Genomic DNA, 16,949 nt, shown 5'->3' on the forward strand with positions numbered 1-16,949 from the left:
ACGGCAAAGGCGAGGAACGCCGCGCGCCCTCGCCTTTGCACGTTAGAACAAGAGCAAAACTCAGGCACGCGCCTGCGCGGCCGGCACGGTGCTAGCCGGCTCGGCTTCGGCAACCGTGCTTGCGCGTTCGTTTTGCTGGGCAACGAGCTTTGCCTTGTCTTCCGCCTTGCGCGCCTCATCCGACATGCCGTTGAACAGCGTACCCAGCACCCCCTTGTCCAGGTCGCTGGTCCCGAACAGCGCATCGCAGATGGGGAAGGTGAGGTTGAAGTTGCGGGTGTGCATGAAGTCAGGGTTATGATGAAGTACATGCATGCGCCGCACCGTGTTGACCAGCGGCAGGCGATCCAGAATCGGGTGCTCGAGGTGCGACAAGGTATGCAGGCCTTCGTACATCAGGAAGTACGACGCCATCGTCAGCATGGCGATGTACCCCGCGTTGGCAGACCACAGGTTGCCGATCAGCAGGGCCGCCGGCAGAGCCGCCAGCACAAACAGCACGGGCGCAAATGGCGGGAACAGCAACGCGCGCCACTCCTTGTGTCCGTTGTAATCGAGCGTCTTGTGGGAGAAGAACTGGTGGTGGGTCGCGACGTGGCGCTTGTAGGCCGGCTTGATCCAGCTCTTGGGGCTGTGCAACAAATAGCGGTGCCCGGCCCACTCCGCCCAGTTCCCGAACAGAAACATCGGAATCACGACGAACAGCCATTCCTGCCAGGTCGTGTTCTGCAGTTGCGCTGCGCAATACCAGACCACACCGATGGTGAACGCCAGCGTGAAGCCTAGGTGCAGCTCGCCGCGGTACCAGCCGGGGGTGTCTTCCACGTATTGCTTCCTGTAGGACAGGGATCGTGCAACGATTTCCTCTTCGCGATTCATGATGATTCCTTTCATTTCGCACAGCAATCCGGCACGGACGCACCGGACTGGCCTTTCGGCATTGATTTAAGTACACTGCCTTAATTAAGGCTACACAATTAACTAACAATGTCAACATTGAAACCCGTGCGCTCGGACGGAAGGGAAACGAAGGTTCGGATGAAGGCCGTTGCACAGCGCCTGTTCGCGCAGCACGGCATCGACGGCGTCACGGTGGCCGATATCATTGCGGCGGCCGGGCAGCGCAACAAGGCTTCGCTGCAGTACCACTTCGGATCGAAGGACGAATTGATCGGCGAGCTGCTGGTCGACGGCGCGCAGAAGGTAGATGCCTTCCGCCTGGCCCTTCTCGACCAGATGGCCGCGGACGGTGGCCCGCGCCATGTGCGTGACGTACTGGACGCCTTCGTCCGGCCGGTGTACCAACTGACGGTGACCGAAGCCGAAGGCAGCACCTACCTGCGCTTCCTGTCGAACGTGCAGCTCACGCATCGCGAGCTTTTCCGCGCCCACATTGGCGCCAAGTGGAATACCGGCTATCGCCGCTGCCTCGAGCATTTCCGCAATCTGCTCGCCCACATCCCTACCCCGGTGCTAGAACAGCGCATGTCACTAGTGGCGATCTACACGACGACGGTTTTCTCGATCAAGGAAGCGCCGGCTGACGACGCGCCCGCGTCGTCGCGCCTGTGGACGCGCAAATTCACACTGGACAACATTCTCGACACCTACGAGGCAATGCTCGTCTGTGTTCCTTCTGCGGGAACTTTGGAAAAGCTCAAGTAGTCAATACGCCTGCACCACGCGCCGGTACTCGCTGGGCGTCACGCCGATCTGGCCACGGAAGAAGCGCGTGAAGTGGCCCTGGTCGGAAAAACCCAGGTCTTCCGCGAGTCGCCCGAGGCTGGTTCGTTCGTCCACCTGCGCCAGCTGAAGACAGGCGGTTTCGGCCCGCAAGGTGTTGACGTAGACGTGTGGCGTCATCCCGGTGCAGCGGCGAAAGCGCACGAAGAACTGCGCGCGCGACAGGTGCGCGGAGGCGGCCAACCGGTCCGCATCCAGAGCCTGATCCAAGTATTCGCTAATGTGGTTAAGCGCGCGCTGGATGCGCGAATCGGGCAGTCGCAACCCTTCCGGCCGCATCAGGTCCTGGATGCTCTCCAACGCAGAGAACTGTTCGCTGACCGCCAGCATCAGGTCGAACAAGGCGATCTCCAGGCGCTCCTGCTTCATCGGGATCGGCGACATCAGATCACCGATCAGATCATCCGCCAGCTTGCGGATGCGGGGCGTGATTTGCACGCAGGGCCGCGGGAAGAAGCGGGGATGGGCCGCCAGACGCAGCGGGTCGTGCAGCGTCGCCAGCCACCGGGGTTCGATGTACAGCGCCAGGTAGACGGTGCGCGGAAAGTCCGGCTCGCTGTAGAAGTAGTGCGGCTCCCAGGCATTCACCAGGATGGCGGTTCGGTCGGTGACCGGTAGCCGCTCCTCGCTGACGTAAAACGCGGAATCGGCGCCGCTGGCTTTTAAGATCACGTGGCACTGTGAGTGCGCATGCGAAACCAGCGGGGTGTCCATGTCGAGCAGTGCCAGGCGTCCGAATCCGCCCTGCGCGATCCTGAGTGCTTTCGTCATCGATCCTCCTGAGGAAACGTGGCCAACGCTTCACCGATGGGGCTGGTCGGCGCCATGGATCTGCGCGGCCGCCATCGAAGAAAGCCAATCGCACAGCGCGTACAACTCGACCTGCTCGGCTTCCAGTTCTGCCCGGGCTATGAGGATACGAAGCGCCTGTGCACTTTCCGGCGGGACTGGAGCGAAGCCGGGCGGATCCTTCAGCGCCCGATGCAGTCGCCGCAGGGGCAAGATCACTTCGGAGCGCCAACCGGCGATCTGCGATCCGGCGGAGGCGACTTCGTCTGGCGTGAGTGATCGTCCGAGCCGCAACGCCGAGTACGCCTGAAACAGATGCAGCACGATGTCCAGCCCATGCGCATCCTGCTGTCCGTGGAGATACTTCAACTCGTCGGGTGTGAGGTCGCGATAGCGTGCCACGATGAAGTTCCACGCATCCTGCCTGCTGACGGGTTTTACATGGTTCATGGGAGGCAGCGCTTCGAATCCGAACGACGTTCAGGAACCGATGAAGTTGGGATTGCGTTTGCCGTGGAAGGCCTCGACGCCCTCGCGGAAGTCATCGGAGCTGCGCAGCCGGCTGTAGCAATGGCCTTCCAGCTCGATGGCCACGGTCAGCGTGGAATCTTCGGTGTCGTTCAGCAGCTTCTTGGCGGTGCGTTGCGCAATCGGCGAGAAAGCGCGCAGCTCGTCGACCAGGCGATCGGTAGCCGCTTCCAGCTCGGAATCGGGCACGCATTCGGTGGCCACGCCCCATTCGTACGCCTGCTGGCCCGGAATTCGGCGCGAGCGCATCACGATGTCCTTGGTGCGGGTGATGCCCACCATCTTTTGCAGGCGTGCCGATCCGCCGGAGCCAGGAATCTGGCCCAGCTTCTGTTCGGGCAAGGCGTAGCGCGTGGTTTCGGTCACCAGGCGGAAGTCGCAGGCCAGCGAAATCTCGAAGCCGACGCCGAAGCAGTAGCCCCGGTTGGCAGCGATCACCGGCTTGCTGCAACGAGCGGGGGCCGCGATGTTCCAGGCCAGCTTGGAGACGTGCTCCGGGGAGGCTTCCAAGAAGCCCTTAATGTCGCCACCACTGGAGAAGTGCTCGCCTTGAGCGCGCAGCACGATCACCCGCACGGCCGGGTTCTCGTCCAGCGACTCGAACACCAGCCGCAGCTGGTCGCGCTGGGCCATGGAGATGATGTTGTAGGGCGGACGGTGCAGCACGATGTCTGCACGCTCGCGCGCGGCGTCAATCTGAACGCTGAAGCCGTCCAGATGTTCGAGCAGGGTTTGGGCCGGGTGGGTCAGTTGGGTCATAAAGGTCTCCTGGGGATCGATGGAAGAAGAGGATTCAGGGATTGGGCATGCGCACCAGGGCGGCCGGCTGAGGCTGGCGCAGGCCCTCCCAGCGTGTGACGAGATCGGTGTGCTCAACGTCGAAAAGGTCCAGCACGCGGCCGACGGTGTGGTTGACCATGTCATCGAGCGACGCGGGGCGGACGTAGAACGCCGGCACGGGTGGGAACACTATGGCGCCCATCTCCGTCACGGCGGCCATGTTGCGCAGGTGCGCCAGGTTCAGGGGCGTCTCGCGCGCCAGGAGCACCAGGCGGCGGCGTTCCTTCAGTACCACGTCTGCGGCGCGATTAACCAGGTTGTCGCCCAGCCCATGCGCGATGCCGGCCAATGTCTTCATCGAGCAGGGCGCCACCACCATACCAGCGGTGTGAAAAGAGCCACTGGAGACGGCGGCACCGATGTCCTTGACGCTGTGCACCTCGTCGGCCAGAGCCTCGATCTCGCTGCGCTTAAGGTCCACCTCTTGAGCCGCGGTGAGCGCGCCGGATGCGGACAGCACCAGGTGCGTCTCCCAGCCGGGCAGCGTACGCAGCACCTGCAGAAGGCGGATGCCGTAAATGGCGCCGCTGGCACCGGTGATCGCCACGATCAGGCGCTTTGTGGTCATCTTTGCACCTTGCCTGTGTGAAAATCGACGCGGGCCGACGGGTCGATCAGCGCGTCCAGGTCCTCGGTGTCCTCACCCGGCACGCGCACTTTGGTGAAGACATGCTCGTGGTAGACCACGGGCTTGGTGGCGTCCAGGCCCATCTTGGCGCTGATGCCCTGCACGTGGGATGGCGGCGCGCTGTTCTCGCCGAACTCCTGGCCCACCGTGGTGGAAGGATCAAGCACCGAGCCTTGCGCCCCGGCGATCACGACCAGGTCCCGGTCGGCCTGAAAGCGCGTGGCCACTGCCCATTCCACCTGCAGCGGGTCGTGCACCTCCACGTCGTCGTCCACGACCACTACCTGCTTGATGTCGTAGTGCGCGCCGAACGCTGCGCAGATCACGTTCTTGGGCTGGCCCTCGTGGGTCTTCCGGATCTTGACGAACAGGTGGTAGCGGCCCACACCGCCAATCGACAGATGGACGTCCAGCACGTTGGGGAAGCTGCGCTGCAGGTGGGCCAGCAGCGTCGCCTCGCGCGGGATGGAACCCAGCAGGAGGTGCTCCATCTCGGCGGGGACAATCGTGTGGAAGACCGGATCGCGGCGGTGGGTGATGGCGTCCACCTGGATCACCTCGCGGTGCTCTCGCGCGCTGTAGTACTTGGGAAACTCGCCGAAGGGGCCTTCCAGCTCCTTCACGCCCGGCAGGATGCGTCCTTCGATCACCACCTCGGCGTCGGCCGGCACGCGCACATCATTGGTGAGGCACTTGACCACGCGCAACGGGGCGCCGTGCAGGGCGCCGGCTATCTCCAGCTCGTCGCAATCGAGCGGGGCGATGGCCTGCGAGGCCAGCAGCGTGAGCGGGTCGACGCCGATCACCACCGCAACGTCCAGCGGCTGCTGACGCGCTTCGGCTTCCTTGTAGAAGGCCCAGAGGTGGCGCGGCAGCATCAGGATCGCCATGCGCTCCTTGGAGTGGACCTGGATCCGGTTGATCGAAACGTTCTGCGCCCCCGTCTTAGGGTTTCGGGCGATCACCAGGCCGGCGGTGATGTAGGGGCCGTTGTCGTGCTCGCTGTGGGTTGGTATGGGCAACACCTCGCGCGGATCGACGCTCTTTTGCACCACCTGCTGGCAGAGTGCCTCGCCCGTCGGCACCTCCCGCCAGGGCAGCGGGTTCTCGGCGGCCTGGCGGAAGCGCTGCAGCAGTTGCGACTCGGTCACGCCCATGGCTTCGGCAATCCAGCCGCGGCGCGACATGAAGCCCGACACCACTGGCATGTCATGCCCGCCGGGCCGGGGGAAATAGACCGCTTGCCGGCCGTCGAGCCGCTTGGCGATGGCGGCCAGCTGGTGTTCGAGCTTCACACCTTCGTGGATGACGGCCAGGCGGCCGGTGTCGGACAGGTGGGCGAGCCAGCGACGCAGGTCGGTGAAAAGGGCGGGGGCGGAAGTGGTCATAAGCGTGCGGGGAGAAGTGGGATCAGGCGGAACGGTCTTCGCCGGCCGGCAGGGGCGTGTACTCACCCGCCACGAGCTTGCGGCGCAGCACCTTGCCGACGGGGGATTTGGGAATTTCGGCGACGAACACGTATTCGCGCGGCCGCTTGAAGTTAGGCAGGTCGGAGCTGCGGCAATGAGCGTCCAGCGCATGCGCATCCAGCGGCGCCCCGCCATCGCGGGTGGTGACGAACGCCACGACCCGCTGCCCCCAGCGCTCGTCCGACAGCCCGGCCACGGCCACTTCGCCGACGCCGGGGCACAGCGAGATCACCGACTCGATGTCGACCGGTGAGATGTTCTCGCCGCCGCTGATGATCATGTCGTCCACCCGGCCGGTGACGAACAGGTCGCCGTCCTCGTCGAGGTAGCCGGTGTCGCCGGTGAAGTACCAGCCGCTGCGCAGCGACTTGGCGTTGGCGTCCTCGCGTTTCCAGTAGCCCTCGAAGGCTTCGTCGCCGCGCAGGTCGGCAATGATCTGGCCCTCCACCCCGGGACCGACGCGGGCGTCGACGTCGCCAGCGTCCAGGCGCACCACGCGCAGCCGGGTGTTGATGCCGGCCCGGCCGGCGCTGCCGGGCTTGTCCAGCGCCTGCTGGTCGATCGAGAAGGTGTAGACCTCCGAGGAGCCGTAGTGGTTGACGAAGAGCTCGGGCTCGAAGGCCGCCTGCAGGCGCTTGAGCAGCGCGTCGTGCATGGGGGCGCCGGCAAAGCCCAGCTTCTTCACCGAGGCGATGTCGGGGCCGGGGCCGCTGCCGCGCCCGGAGCGCTCACGCTGCGTCAGCACGTCGTGGTAGAGCGTGGGCACCAGGTACAGGCAGGTCAGGCGCTCGGCCTCGATCAGGTCCAGCGCCCCCTGCGTGTCGAAGCGGGGCATGCACACGAACACGCCGTCGATCAGGGCCATGGCGAGCAGGGAGCGCACGCCCATCGTGTGGTACAGGGGCATCACGCCCAGCGTGCGTTCGCCGCGGCGGTAGAGGTTCTGCGCCACGTGCGCCAGCGCCGCGGCGCGCTCCTGGCGATGCCGGCGGGGCACGCCCTTGGGCTTGCCGGTGGTGCCAGATGTGTAGAGCATCAGCGACAGGTCCTCGGCATCGACCGCGGCCTGCAGGGGCGACGCCGGGCCGGCCAGCAGGGCCTCCCAATCGCAGGTGGAATCCTTGCTTTCGAGCGGGCCGACGCCGATGCGCGGCAGCGCGCGCGCGCCGCCGCTGGCACCGGTGGCCTCCTCGCTGGAGGCGTCGAAGAACACCGCCTTGGCCTCGGCGTCCGCCAGGCAGTAGTCGATCTCGTCGGACTTGGCGCGCCAGTTCAGCGGCACGATCACCACGCCCAGGAACTGGCAGGCCCAGTGCAGCGTGGCCGCCTGGTGGCGGTTCTGCAGCAGCGACAGCAGCCGGTCGCCCCGGCCCAGTCCCAGGCGCTGCAGACCCGTCACGGTGCGGCCGATCTGCTCATGCCACTGCGCATAGGTGAGACGCACGCCGCTGTCCACTAGGGCAAGCGCGTGCGGGCTGCGTTCGACGCTTTGTAGGAAGGTCGTACCGAGGTCGAGCATGGATCAGTCTCCGGGGTGGGGGGTGGTCGCGGCCTGGCGGCGCAGCGACGCGGTTTCGAGCACCGCCGCCACGATGGGCGTGTAGCCGGTGCAGCGGCAAAGATGGCCCGATAGCATGTCGCGCACCTGGGCTTCGCTGGGATCCGGGACGCGGCGCAGGTAGTCGTCGCAGCTCATGAGGATGCCGGCGGTGCAGAAGCCGCACTGCAGGGCGTGGTGGCGCTTGAAGGCCTGCTGCAGGTCGGACATCGGTCCGTCCGCATCGCACAGGCCTTCGACGGTGTCGACGCGGCGGCCGTCGACCTGCAGCGCCAGCGTCAGGCAGGAGCGGCCGGCCACGCCGTCGATCTGCACGGTGCAGGCACCGCACACGCCGTGCTCGCAGCCCACGTGTGTGCCGGTCGCGCCCAGCCCTTCGCGCAGGAAGTCGGACAGCAGCATGCGCGGCTCGCAGGCTGCGCTGCGGGCGGCGCCGTTGAGCGTCAGGCGCACGGTGTGCTGTTGGTCGCGGCTGCACTGTTTCATCGGGAGGTCTCCGTGACTTGGGCGATCACCTGCGCGCCGAGCTGGCGCACGAGGTGGCGGCGGAAGGTGGCGCTGGCATGCGCGTCGTCCTGGGCTTCGAGCTCCCAGGCGAAATCGTTGAGGGCGCTGTCCAGGTCGGCGCCGCGCAGGCCGGCCGGCCACTGCGCCAGGCGCGGCCGGTCCGACACCCCGCCGATGGCGAGGCAAAGGCCGCGCGCGTCGCGCACGGCGGCCGCCGAAACGATGGCGAAGTCGCCATGGCGGGCCGAAAACTCCGTGAAGGCGCTGCGCTGGCCCGCCTGGGCCAGCGGGAAGCGCACCTGCTCGACCAGTTCGTCGGGCGCGCGCGCCGTCATCAGCATGCCCTGGAAGAATTCGCTCGCGGGCAGGGTGCGGCGCTTCCTGGCGTTGCGCAGCACCACCTCGCCGCCCAGCGCCAGCAGCACCAGCGGAATCTCGGCGCTGGGGTCGGCATGGGCCACCGAGCCGCACACGGTGCCGCGGTTGCGCACCTGGAAATGCGAGATGAAGGGGAAGGCCTGCGCCAGCAGCGGCACTTCCCGCGCCAGGGCCGAGCGCCATTCCACGCTCGCTTGCGTGGCCGCCGCGCCCACGGCCAGCATGCCGCCTTCGCTGCGCACGAAGTCCAGATCGTCAGTGCGCGAGATGTCGATCAGCACGCTGGGCTGCGCCAGCCGCATGTTGAGCACGGCCATCAGCGATTGGCCGCCGGCCAGGATCCGCGCCTCGGGGCCGAGCGCCTTGAGCTGCTGCACCGCCTCGTCGGCGGTTTCCGCGCGCACGTAGTCGAAGGCCGCCGGCTTCATCGTGCCACTCCCAGGCGGGCCAGCAAGCGCTCCCACCATGAGCCCGAAGGCGTGGCGCCCTTGCCGCCCGCCTGCCGGCCGAGTTGTTCGAACAGTTGCCGCAGCACGATCTTGGCCGCGCCCTCCAGCATGCGGCCGCCCACGGCCGCCACCTTGCCCGAGACCTCGGCCTCGTAGTCGTAGCGCAGCAGCGTGCCGCCATCCCTGGGCTCGAGCGTGACCAGGCCGCTGCCCTTGGCCGCGCCCATGCTGGACAGGCCGGAGCCGGCCAGCCGCAGGCGGCGCGGCGGCTCCAGGTCGCTCAGCGCGATCTCGGCGGCATAGCGCGCCTTGATCATGCCCACGCCCACCGTCACGTCCGCGCGGTAACGATTGGGGCCGGTCTGATGCAGTGCATGGCAGCCGGGGATGACCTTGGCCAGGGCCGCCGGGTCCAGCAGCACGGCGAACACCGACTCGGGTTCGGCCGGCAGCAGGATCTCGCCTTGCGCCGCCAGGGCCTTGCCGGCCTTGCCGCCCGCGGGCCGGGCCGGCGCCGCGCCCCGGGAGGGCGGCGGATCGTCCATGCCCAGCAGGTCCATCACGCGCGAGGGCGTCAGCGGCAGCGTGACGTTGGCCACGCCGAGCGCGTCGGCCACCGCGTTGGCGATGCAGGGCGGCGTGCTCATGTTGTTGCCCTCGCCCAGTCCCTTGGCGCCCAGCGGCGTGAAGGGGCTGGGAGTTTCCAAGTGCACGATGATCGGGTCGGGCACCTCGCAGGTGGTGGGAACCAGGTAGTCGGCGAAGGTGCCGGACTGGAAGCTGCCGTCGCTGCCATAGCGGAACTCCTCCATCAGCGCCGCGCCCAGTCCCTGGGCGAAGGCGCCGCGGATCTGGCCGTCGGCCAGGGCCGGGTTCAGCAGGGTGCCGGCGTCGTGCGTGGTCACGTAGCGGTCAATGCGCACCCGGCCGGTGGCGCGATCCACCTCGACGGCGCAGATGTCGAAGGCGAAGCCGTAGGCCGCCGAGGTGTTGACGCGGTCGTCCTCGTCCGGGGCGGTCAGCTGCGGCGGTGACCAGAAAGCCGTTTCGCGCAAGCCCAGGGGCTCGCCCTCGGGCAGCAGGCCGGGCGCCCAGTGCGGGCTGGCAGCCAGCCGGCCAAAGGGCTGGCCGCGTTCGGGCGCGTCCTTGGGATAGATCTTGCCGCCGGCAAAAACCACCTGGTCGGGCTCGCATCCGAACTGCGCGGCGGCGATACGCGCCAGCTTGTCGCGCAGGCGCTGGCAAGCAATGTGCAGCGTGCCGGCCACGGCACCGGCGAAGCGGCTGGAGTAGTTGCCGGCCGCGACCGACCAGGCGTCCTTGGCGGTGTCGAACTCCACGTTCACAGCCACGTCGTCCGGATCGACGCCGAACACGTCGGCCGCCAGCTGGGCGCACACGGTGCGGTGGCCCTGGCCGGCCGGCGCGGAAGCGATGACCACCGTCACGCCGCCCAGCGGGTCGATGCTGACGGTGGCGGCAGCGATGGCGCCGTTCTTCGGCCCGGCCTTGGCGCGCTGCTCGCGGGGCAGCACCGTCGTGATGTAGCCCATGTTGGAGACGGAGGGCTCCACGATGGCAGCGAAGCCGATGCCGTATAGCCGGCCCTCGGCGCGGGCGGCCGCCTGGCGCTGGCGCAGCTCGGCCAGGCCGCCCTCGTGCAGCGCCAGTTCCAAGGCTCGCTGGTAGTCGCCGGAGTCGATCAGCGCCCCGGCAGCCGCGCGGTAGGGGAACGCGTCGCGGGGGATGAAGTTGCGCCGGTAGACGTCCAGCGGGTCGATGTTCAGTTCAACTGCGATGCGCTGCACCAAGCGTTCCAGCGCGAAGTACACCTGCGGCCCGCCGAAGCCGCGCACCAGGCCGGAGGGCGTCTTGCTGGTCAGCACCACCCGGTTGCGCACGCTGAGGTTGGCGATGGCATAGGCGCCAGTCAGGCAGCCGTGCATGCGGTAGAAGGTGGCGGGCTCGGGCGCGCGCAGGTAGCCGCCGCAGTCGTCGAACTGGTCCAGCGACAGGGCGGTGATGCGGCCGTCGGCTTCGACCGCCGCAGCCGCGTGGCACAGGCGGCCGGTGGCCGAGGTGGCGGCGGTCAGGTGCTCGAGCCGGTCTTCCACCCACTTGACCGGGGCGCCGGCCTTGCGCGCCGCCAGGCACATCAGCACGGCCGGATTGAGCACGGCCTGCTTCACCCCGAAGCTGCCGCCGGAATCCGGGAAGGTGCGGTGGCGCAGCTTGTTGCCTGGAACCTTCAGTGCCATCGCCATCACGGTGTGCAGCGAGAACGGCCCCATGAAGTTGGACTGCACGTCGTAGCCATCATCCTCGCAGAGGAACTCCGCCACCACCACCGCGCATTCGATCGGCGTGCAGGAGTTGCGCGGGTATTCGACCGTGAGCGCAACCCGGTGCGGAGCGCTGGCGAAGGCCTGTTCGGGGTCGCCATAGCGGAAGCTCCGGTCGCTCACCACATTGCTGCCCACCTTCTCGTGCAGCACCGGAGCGCCTTCTGCGATCGCGGCGCGTATGTCCGTGATCGGCGGCAGGGATTCGTAGTCGACCTCCAGCAGCTCCAGCGCATCCTCCGCGATGTAGCGGCTCTGGGCGACCACCACGGCGACCGGCTCGCCCACGTAGCGCACCTTATCCACGGCCAGGGCCCATAGTTCCATCGGCGCCTTCACGCCAACGATGAAGGGCTTGGACCAGCGTTGCACGTCCGCGGCGGTCAGGATGGCGCGCACGCCGGGCAGGGCCATGGCCTTGTCGGAGCGAACGGCCAGCAGCCGGGCGTGAGCATGGGGCGAGCGCAGCACCGCAGCGTGCAGCGTGCCGGCACGCACGGGCGCATCGTCACCGTAACGGCCCCGGCCGGTGAGCAGCGGGCGGTCTTCGACACGCTGCGCGCGGCGGCCCAGGTGGGGAGTGGGTGTTTCAAGCATGTGTGGAGCCGGGCACGGCCTCTCAGTCCACAGTGATGTTGCGGTCGCTCACGACCTTCTTCCACAGGGCCATCTGGCCATCGATAAAGCCGCGGAACTGCGCCGGCGTTCCGCCGTCGGGCACGACACCCTGTGCGGCGAAAGCTTTCTTCACCTCGTCCTCGAGCAGCATCCGGTTGAGGTCGCTGTTGAGCTTATCGACGACGGACGGCGGGGTGCCGGACGGCACCACGAAGCCATGCCAGGACGAGACCTCGTAGCCGGGGATTCCGGCTTCTGCGGCCGTTGGCACGTCGGGCAGCAGGGGCGACCGCTTCGGTGCTGCGATGGCGAGCGGGCGCACGCGCCCCGATTGCATGAAGGGCATGGCGTGAGGCAGCAGATCCAGGGCCACATCGAATTGGCCACCGGCCAGGTCGGTCAGCATGGGGGTGCTCCCCTTGTAGGGAATCTGGCGCATCTGTGTGGCGGTGGCGGTTTCGAACAGCGCCATCGCCAGGTGGTTCGATGAACCAGCCCCAGAGGAGCCATAGGTCAAGGCATTCGGCTTACTGCGGGCCGCAGCAAGGAGTTCAGCTGCGGACCGGTACGGACCCTGCGCATGGGTCACCAGCAGCATGGGCGAGCGCCCCGCGAGCAGGACCGGCGCGAAGGCCTTCTGCGTGTCGTAAGCGATGTTCTTGTACAGCCAGGGGTTGGCGGCGTAGGGGAACTGCACGACCAGGATAGTGTGGCCATCGGCCGCCGCGCCGGCCACTTCCTTGGTGCCGATCATGGTGCCGGCACCTGGCTTGTTATCGACGATCACCGGTTTCTTCCAGTAGTCACCCAGGTGCTTGGCCGCGAGCCGGCCGAGCGTGTCGTTGAAACCGCCGGCCGGATAAGGCACCACGATGCGCACTGGTTTGGTGGGGTACTCCAGCGCCTGGGCGGCATCGGTGCCGAAGGCGGCGAGCACCGCGAGCATTTGCAGAGCCTTGCGACGGGTTGCGACCATGGAAGTTGTCTCCGTTTGTTGAGTGTTCTCAGAGCGCCTGGGGGGGCAGGACTGCTTATTTGCATCGATTCTAGGAGTCGGTTGGCATCAGATCAATTAACCTTTTATGATGAATAAAATCAGATTTATTGATACCTTGGACGACCATGGAATTCCGGCAGATCCAGTACTTCATCACCCTCTACGAGGACGGTTCAGTGACCCGCGCGGCACGCCGCCTGCACATCGTCCAGTCGGCACTCAGCATGCAGATGGCCAAGCTCGAGGCGGAGGTGGGACAGCGTCTCTTCATGCGCACGCCGCAAGGCATGCAGCCCACCCCCGAAGGCCGCCGCCTTTACCGCCTCTTCCTGCCGGTCGTCACGGGTTACCAGCGAGCGCGCGAACAGGTAATTGAAGCCACGGGCGAACTGAACGGGGAGGTGCGCTTCGGGATGATCGCGACCATCGCGCAGGGCGTCCTGGTCGATGCGATCCTGGAATTCTCCCCGGCCCATCCGAAGGTCGAACTGTCGATGACGGATGGCTTCAGCGGCGACCTCATCGATGCGGTGGCGCTCGGCCAACTCGATGCCGCTGTGATCAACAAGCCACGGCGGGCATTGACGCTCAAGAGCGAAACCATCGCCGACGAGGATCTGCTTCTGGTCATGGGGCCGGCCCACGCAGACGTGCCTGCTTCCTTGCGTTTCAGCGGCATGTCGGCCTTGAAGCTGGTGTTTCCCACACGCCGACACGGTCTGCGCGGGATCATCGAGAACTTTGCCGAAGCGGAGGATGTCCACCTGAGCCCCAGCCTCGAGATCGATTCCATCAGCGCCATCCTAAAGCTGGTGCGCGAGAGCGATTTCTGCACGCTCCTGCCCCATGTCGCCGTGCGTGGCCTGCTCGAACGAGCGGAAGTGAAGGTGCATCGCTTCGTCTCCCCTCGATTGAGGCGCACGATCGTAGCCGTGACCGACCCGAGCAGGCCGCTCAATCCTGCCGCCGCCGCATTCCTCTCCGCCCTGCGCCGCCATCTGGCGGGCCTGGGGTCTGTGCCGCCTCACGGCGATGACGGACGGCCGTGAAGCCCTGGCCGCTGCCGTGCCATTGCTGGCCGCATGCGCCACAACCCAATCCAGCAGGGCCGTCTGATACGCTATTTGGCTCAGCAGTGCCGCCCGGCCGGCTTCGTTCGAGTAATCGCCCTGGGCAACCACCCGGCCGCGCTCGATCAGGTAGTAGCGCGTGGTGAGCCGTATCGCCTGGCGCACGTTCTGCTCGACGAGCACGATGGGAATCCCCTCGCGGGCGAGCTGCCCGATCAGCAGGAACAGCTCCTCCACGATCATCGGCGCCAGTCCCTCGGTGTGCTCGTCGATCAGCAGCCGCCGCAGCGCACCGGCCAGCACGCGCGCGATCGCCAGCATCTGCTGCTCGCCGCCCGGCTGCGTGCCGGACACTGCATCTGACCGAGGCGCAGGTCTCCTCGACAGTGAGGCCGGGAAAGATGCGCCGATCCTCCGGCACCAGCCCGATCCCGCGCCGGCAGATCCGGTCCGGGCCCACGCCACGCAAGCTCTCGCCCTCGAACACCACCTCGCCCCGCGACGGCGGTACCCACCCGGCGATGGTCTTGATCACCGTGGTCTTTCCTACGCTATTGCGCCCGAAAAGCCCGACGACCTCGCCCTTGCCGATGCGTAGGTCGATGCCCTGCAACACGTGGCTCAGGCCAAAGTGGGTGTGAACATCCTTCAGTTCCAGCATCCGTGCGCCTCGCCGAAATAGACGGCCTGGACCGCGGCATTGGCCCGCACGGCGGCCGGCGCGCCCTCGGCCAGCTTCTGGCCCTGGTTCCTACAACGGCGTGGCCGACTACATATTCGCCACCATCCCGCCTTTTGTTCTGATAGGGCTGTTGGTCTCAATATCCAATGTCGGCAAGGATACGTTTGTGTAGCCGAGACCCCGCTGCGGCGACTGCGCGGTGGCCTGGGCGTGGCCACCGTGGCGGCCAACACAGTGTTTGCGGCGGGTTACCTGTGTGTCCATTGCTTCGGCGGCCGTGTTCACCCGCGTAGCTGAGCCCGAGATGGTGAGTCATGGCCACCGCGCCAGCTTTGCCGCCGGCACTGTGGCAAGCAGCTCGGTGCTGGGCATGATGATCAACCAGCCTGCTGCTCAGCATCTACGGGGTGCCGGCCGAGCAGTCTATCGGCACCCTGTTCATAGCCGACATCATCCCTGGCTTCTTCCTGGCGGCAGCCTTAGCTGTGATCATCATCCCTATGGCCCGGTTCACGCCTGGCCTGGTGTTCGACCTCAAGCGCCATGCCCAGCATGCCGCCGAGCGCAGCACCGCGCGCCTGCTCACCACCGCCGAGATGCTGGCTAAGCTGGTGCCCATTGCCGCGCTCGTGGCACTCGTGCTGGGGGTCTGTATTCGGGCCTCTTCACACCCACTGAGGCCGGTGGCGTGGGCGCTTTCCGCGCCTTCGTCATAGCCATCCTGCAGCGCAGGTTGGGCGGCGCCATGCTGTTCCACCTGCTCTCCAAGCTGTATGAGCGAACGAGCGTGGTGATCACCACCAACCTCACCTTCTCGGAGTGGAGCAACGTCTTTGGCGACGCCAAGATGACCACCGCCTTGCTTGACCGACTCACGCACCATTGCCACATCGTGGAGACGGGCAATGAGAGCTGGCGATTCAAGCATTCCAGTGCCGCTGGCACGGCACCACCAAAGCAACGCAGCAAAGCTCAGAAAGGAGATCGAAAAACAGAAGACCCGATAGACTTATCCACAAGCGAGTAGCCAAGGAATCCATCAACCCAGTGGCTCAATATTCAACGTGATCGCTGGCTCAGTTGTGCTGATGAATCAACAGTTCGGACTTCAGTTGACGGAGATGCGGTCTCCGAACTGAATGGTAAAGCGGGTCAGCGCAGCCTTCCAATCCCGGATGGGCATGGTCCACTTCTGGCTGATGTTGCGCAGGGCCAGGTAGAACAGCTTGGTTAGCGCCTCATCGCTGGGGAATGAGCCCCGGTTCTTGGTCAGCTTCCTCAGGCCCATGTTCACCGACTCGATGGCGTTGGTGGTGTAGATGACCTTGCGGATTTCCGGCGGGTAGTCAAAGAACGGGATGAGTCGGCTCCAGTTCCTGCGCCAAGACTGGCCAATGGGCAGGTACTCGGCATCCCAGCGCTCCTCGAATTCCCCGAGCATCAGCTCGGCCTCCTCGGCGGTGGCGGCCGTGTAGATGCGGCGCAGGTCGGCGGCCACCTCCTTTCTTCGCTTCCAGGACACGTAGTTCAGGCTGTGGCGCACCATGTGCACGATGCACAGCTGCACCACCGCCTTGGGGAACACCGCCTCGATGGCTTGCGGGAAACCTTTGAGCCCATCCACACAGGCAATAAAGATGTCCTGCACGCCCCGGTTGCGCAATTCGGTGACGACCTGCAGCCAGAACTTGGCGCCCTCGGTTTGCGCCAGCCACAGGCCCAGCACCTCCTTGTCGCCCGTCATGGTGATGCCAATGGCCAGGTACACCGCCTTGACCCGCACAGCACCTTCTCGCACCTTCACATGGATGCAGTCCAGATAGACGATGGGATAGATGGGCTCCAGCGGTCGTGTCTGCCAAGCCTTGACCTCATCGGCCACAGCATCGGTCACCGAGGAAATCAGGCTGGGCGAGATCTCGGTGCCGTACATCTCCTGCAAGTGGGCCTGTATCTCGCGCACCGTCAGGCCACGGGCGTATAGCGAGATGATTTTGTCGTCGAAGCCGGCCCAGCGGGTCTGGTGCTTGGGGATGAGCTGGGGCTCGAAGCTGCCATGGCGGTCGCGTGGCACCTCGATGGGCAACTCGCCAAACTCCCCCTTGAGGGTCTTCTTGCTCTTGCCGTTTCGGGTGTTGCCGGCGGGGTTGGCCACCGCTTCGTTGCGTTCATGGCCCAGGTGCTCAGTCAGCTCGGCGTCCAAGGCTCGCTCGACCAGCAGCTTGGTCAACTGCTTGAGCAGACCGTTCTCGCCGATGAGGTCTTCAGGCTTTTTGTAGTTGGCCAGCAGGCCAGACAGCAGTTCTTCGGGTACGTCGTGTTTCTTGGTGTTCATTGTGCTTACGGACAGG

The 16,949-nt window shown here is 66.2% G+C and carries 17 protein-coding genes and 1 pseudogene; 4 read left to right on the top strand and 14 right to left on the bottom strand.

The annotated features are described in order from the left end of the window. Positions 1-60 precede the first annotated feature (60 nt). A complete protein-coding gene (locus KYG_RS08635; RefSeq protein ID WP_008904490.1) occupies positions 61-879 on the bottom strand; it encodes a hypothetical protein in 819 nt (272 codons plus the stop codon). Positions 880-1,038: 159 nt separating this feature from the next. Between KYG_RS08635 and KYG_RS08640 the strand changes: the two genes are divergently transcribed. Then, entirely contained in the window at positions 1,039-1,665 is a 627-nt protein-coding gene (locus KYG_RS08640) for a TetR/AcrR family transcriptional regulator (protein ID WP_008904491.1), read from the top strand. On the opposite strand, the gene KYG_RS08645 is transcribed toward KYG_RS08640, so the two are convergent. From KYG_RS08645 to KYG_RS08690, 10 genes are read right to left on the bottom strand one after another with little or no spacing between them, the layout of a single operon-like run. Then, complete coding sequence (locus tag KYG_RS08645) at positions 1,666-2,514, bottom strand: AraC family transcriptional regulator (RefSeq protein WP_008904492.1); 849 nt, start codon at positions 2,512-2,514, stop codon at positions 1,666-1,668. 30 nt (positions 2,515-2,544) lie between these two features. Next, positions 2,545-2,982, bottom strand: coding sequence for a DUF2390 domain-containing protein (locus tag KYG_RS08650; protein ID WP_008904493.1), 438 nt, complete (start codon positions 2,980-2,982; stop codon positions 2,545-2,547). A gap of 30 nt (positions 2,983-3,012) precedes the next feature. Further along, the gene (locus KYG_RS08655; protein ID WP_008904494.1) at positions 3,013-3,819 is read right to left on the bottom strand and encodes an enoyl-CoA hydratase/isomerase family protein; all 807 of its coding nucleotides are present in this window, start codon (positions 3,817-3,819) and stop codon (positions 3,013-3,015) included. Between the two features lie 34 nt (positions 3,820-3,853). Next, positions 3,854-4,468, bottom strand: a complete 615-nt coding sequence (locus KYG_RS08660; protein WP_008904495.1) for a UbiX family flavin prenyltransferase — start codon at positions 4,466-4,468, stop codon at positions 3,854-3,856. Next, positions 4,465-5,916: a UbiD family decarboxylase gene (locus KYG_RS08665; RefSeq protein WP_008904496.1), complete on the bottom strand. Its 1,452-nt coding sequence runs from the start codon at positions 5,914-5,916 to the stop codon at positions 4,465-4,467. The genes KYG_RS08660 and KYG_RS08665 overlap by 4 nt, the downstream gene beginning before the upstream one ends. 22 nt (positions 5,917-5,938) lie before the next feature. Continuing rightward, positions 5,939-7,516, bottom strand: a complete 1,578-nt coding sequence (locus KYG_RS08670) for an AMP-binding protein (RefSeq protein WP_008904497.1) — start codon at positions 7,514-7,516, stop codon at positions 5,939-5,941. Positions 7,517-7,519: 3 nt separating this feature from the next. After that, entirely contained in the window at positions 7,520-8,041 is a 522-nt protein-coding gene (locus KYG_RS08675; RefSeq protein WP_008904498.1) for a (2Fe-2S)-binding protein, read from the bottom strand. Then, on the bottom strand, positions 8,038-8,868 hold the full coding sequence (locus KYG_RS08680; RefSeq protein ID WP_008904499.1) for a xanthine dehydrogenase family protein subunit M: 831 nt from the start codon (positions 8,866-8,868) through the stop codon (positions 8,038-8,040). Before KYG_RS08680 ends, KYG_RS08675 begins: the two co-directional genes overlap by 4 nt. Then, on the bottom strand, positions 8,865-11,828 hold the full coding sequence (locus KYG_RS08685; protein ID WP_008904500.1) for a molybdopterin cofactor-binding domain-containing protein: 2,964 nt from the start codon (positions 11,826-11,828) through the stop codon (positions 8,865-8,867). Before KYG_RS08685 ends, KYG_RS08680 begins: the two co-directional genes overlap by 4 nt. 22 nt (positions 11,829-11,850) lie before the next feature. Further along, the gene (locus KYG_RS08690) at positions 11,851-12,825 is read right to left on the bottom strand and encodes a tripartite tricarboxylate transporter substrate binding protein (protein WP_008904501.1); all 975 of its coding nucleotides are present in this window, start codon (positions 12,823-12,825) and stop codon (positions 11,851-11,853) included. 146 nt (positions 12,826-12,971) lie between these two features. Here KYG_RS08690 and KYG_RS08695 point away from each other — a divergent pair, with 146 nt between their 5' ends. Continuing rightward, on the top strand, positions 12,972-13,895 hold the full coding sequence (locus KYG_RS08695; RefSeq protein ID WP_008904502.1) for a LysR family transcriptional regulator: 924 nt from the start codon (positions 12,972-12,974) through the stop codon (positions 13,893-13,895). Here the strand turns inward: KYG_RS08695 and KYG_RS25470 are convergent. Beyond that, on the bottom strand, positions 13,801-14,577 hold the full coding sequence (locus KYG_RS25470) for an ATP-binding cassette domain-containing protein (protein WP_008904504.1): 777 nt from the start codon (positions 14,575-14,577) through the stop codon (positions 13,801-13,803). The genes KYG_RS08695 and KYG_RS25470 overlap by 95 nt on opposite strands. Further along, entirely contained in the window at positions 14,565-14,831 is a 267-nt protein-coding gene (locus KYG_RS25475) for a hypothetical protein (RefSeq protein ID WP_369749761.1), read from the bottom strand. Before KYG_RS25475 ends, KYG_RS25470 begins: the two co-directional genes overlap by 13 nt. Positions 14,832-15,005: 174 nt before the next feature. On the opposite strand from KYG_RS25475, the gene KYG_RS24835 reads away from it, so the two are divergent. Together KYG_RS24835 and KYG_RS08710 are read left to right on the top strand one after the other, a co-directional pair. Beyond that, positions 15,006-15,314: a hypothetical protein gene (locus KYG_RS24835; RefSeq protein WP_008904505.1), complete on the top strand. Its 309-nt coding sequence runs from the start codon at positions 15,006-15,008 to the stop codon at positions 15,312-15,314. 20 nt (positions 15,315-15,334) lie between these two features. Then, positions 15,335-15,625, top strand: a pseudogene (locus tag KYG_RS08710) (ATP-binding protein); the annotation flags it as partial. 81 nt (positions 15,626-15,706) lie between these two features. Here the strand turns inward: KYG_RS08710 and KYG_RS08715 are convergent. After that, complete coding sequence (locus KYG_RS08715) at positions 15,707-16,933, bottom strand: IS256 family transposase (RefSeq protein ID WP_008904507.1); 1,227 nt, start codon at positions 16,931-16,933, stop codon at positions 15,707-15,709. Between the last annotated feature and the right edge of the window lie 16 nt (positions 16,934-16,949).

The sequence above is a fragment of the Acidovorax sp. NO-1 genome (assembly GCF_000238595.1).
Taxonomy (GTDB): domain Bacteria; phylum Pseudomonadota; class Gammaproteobacteria; order Burkholderiales; family Burkholderiaceae_C; genus Acidovorax.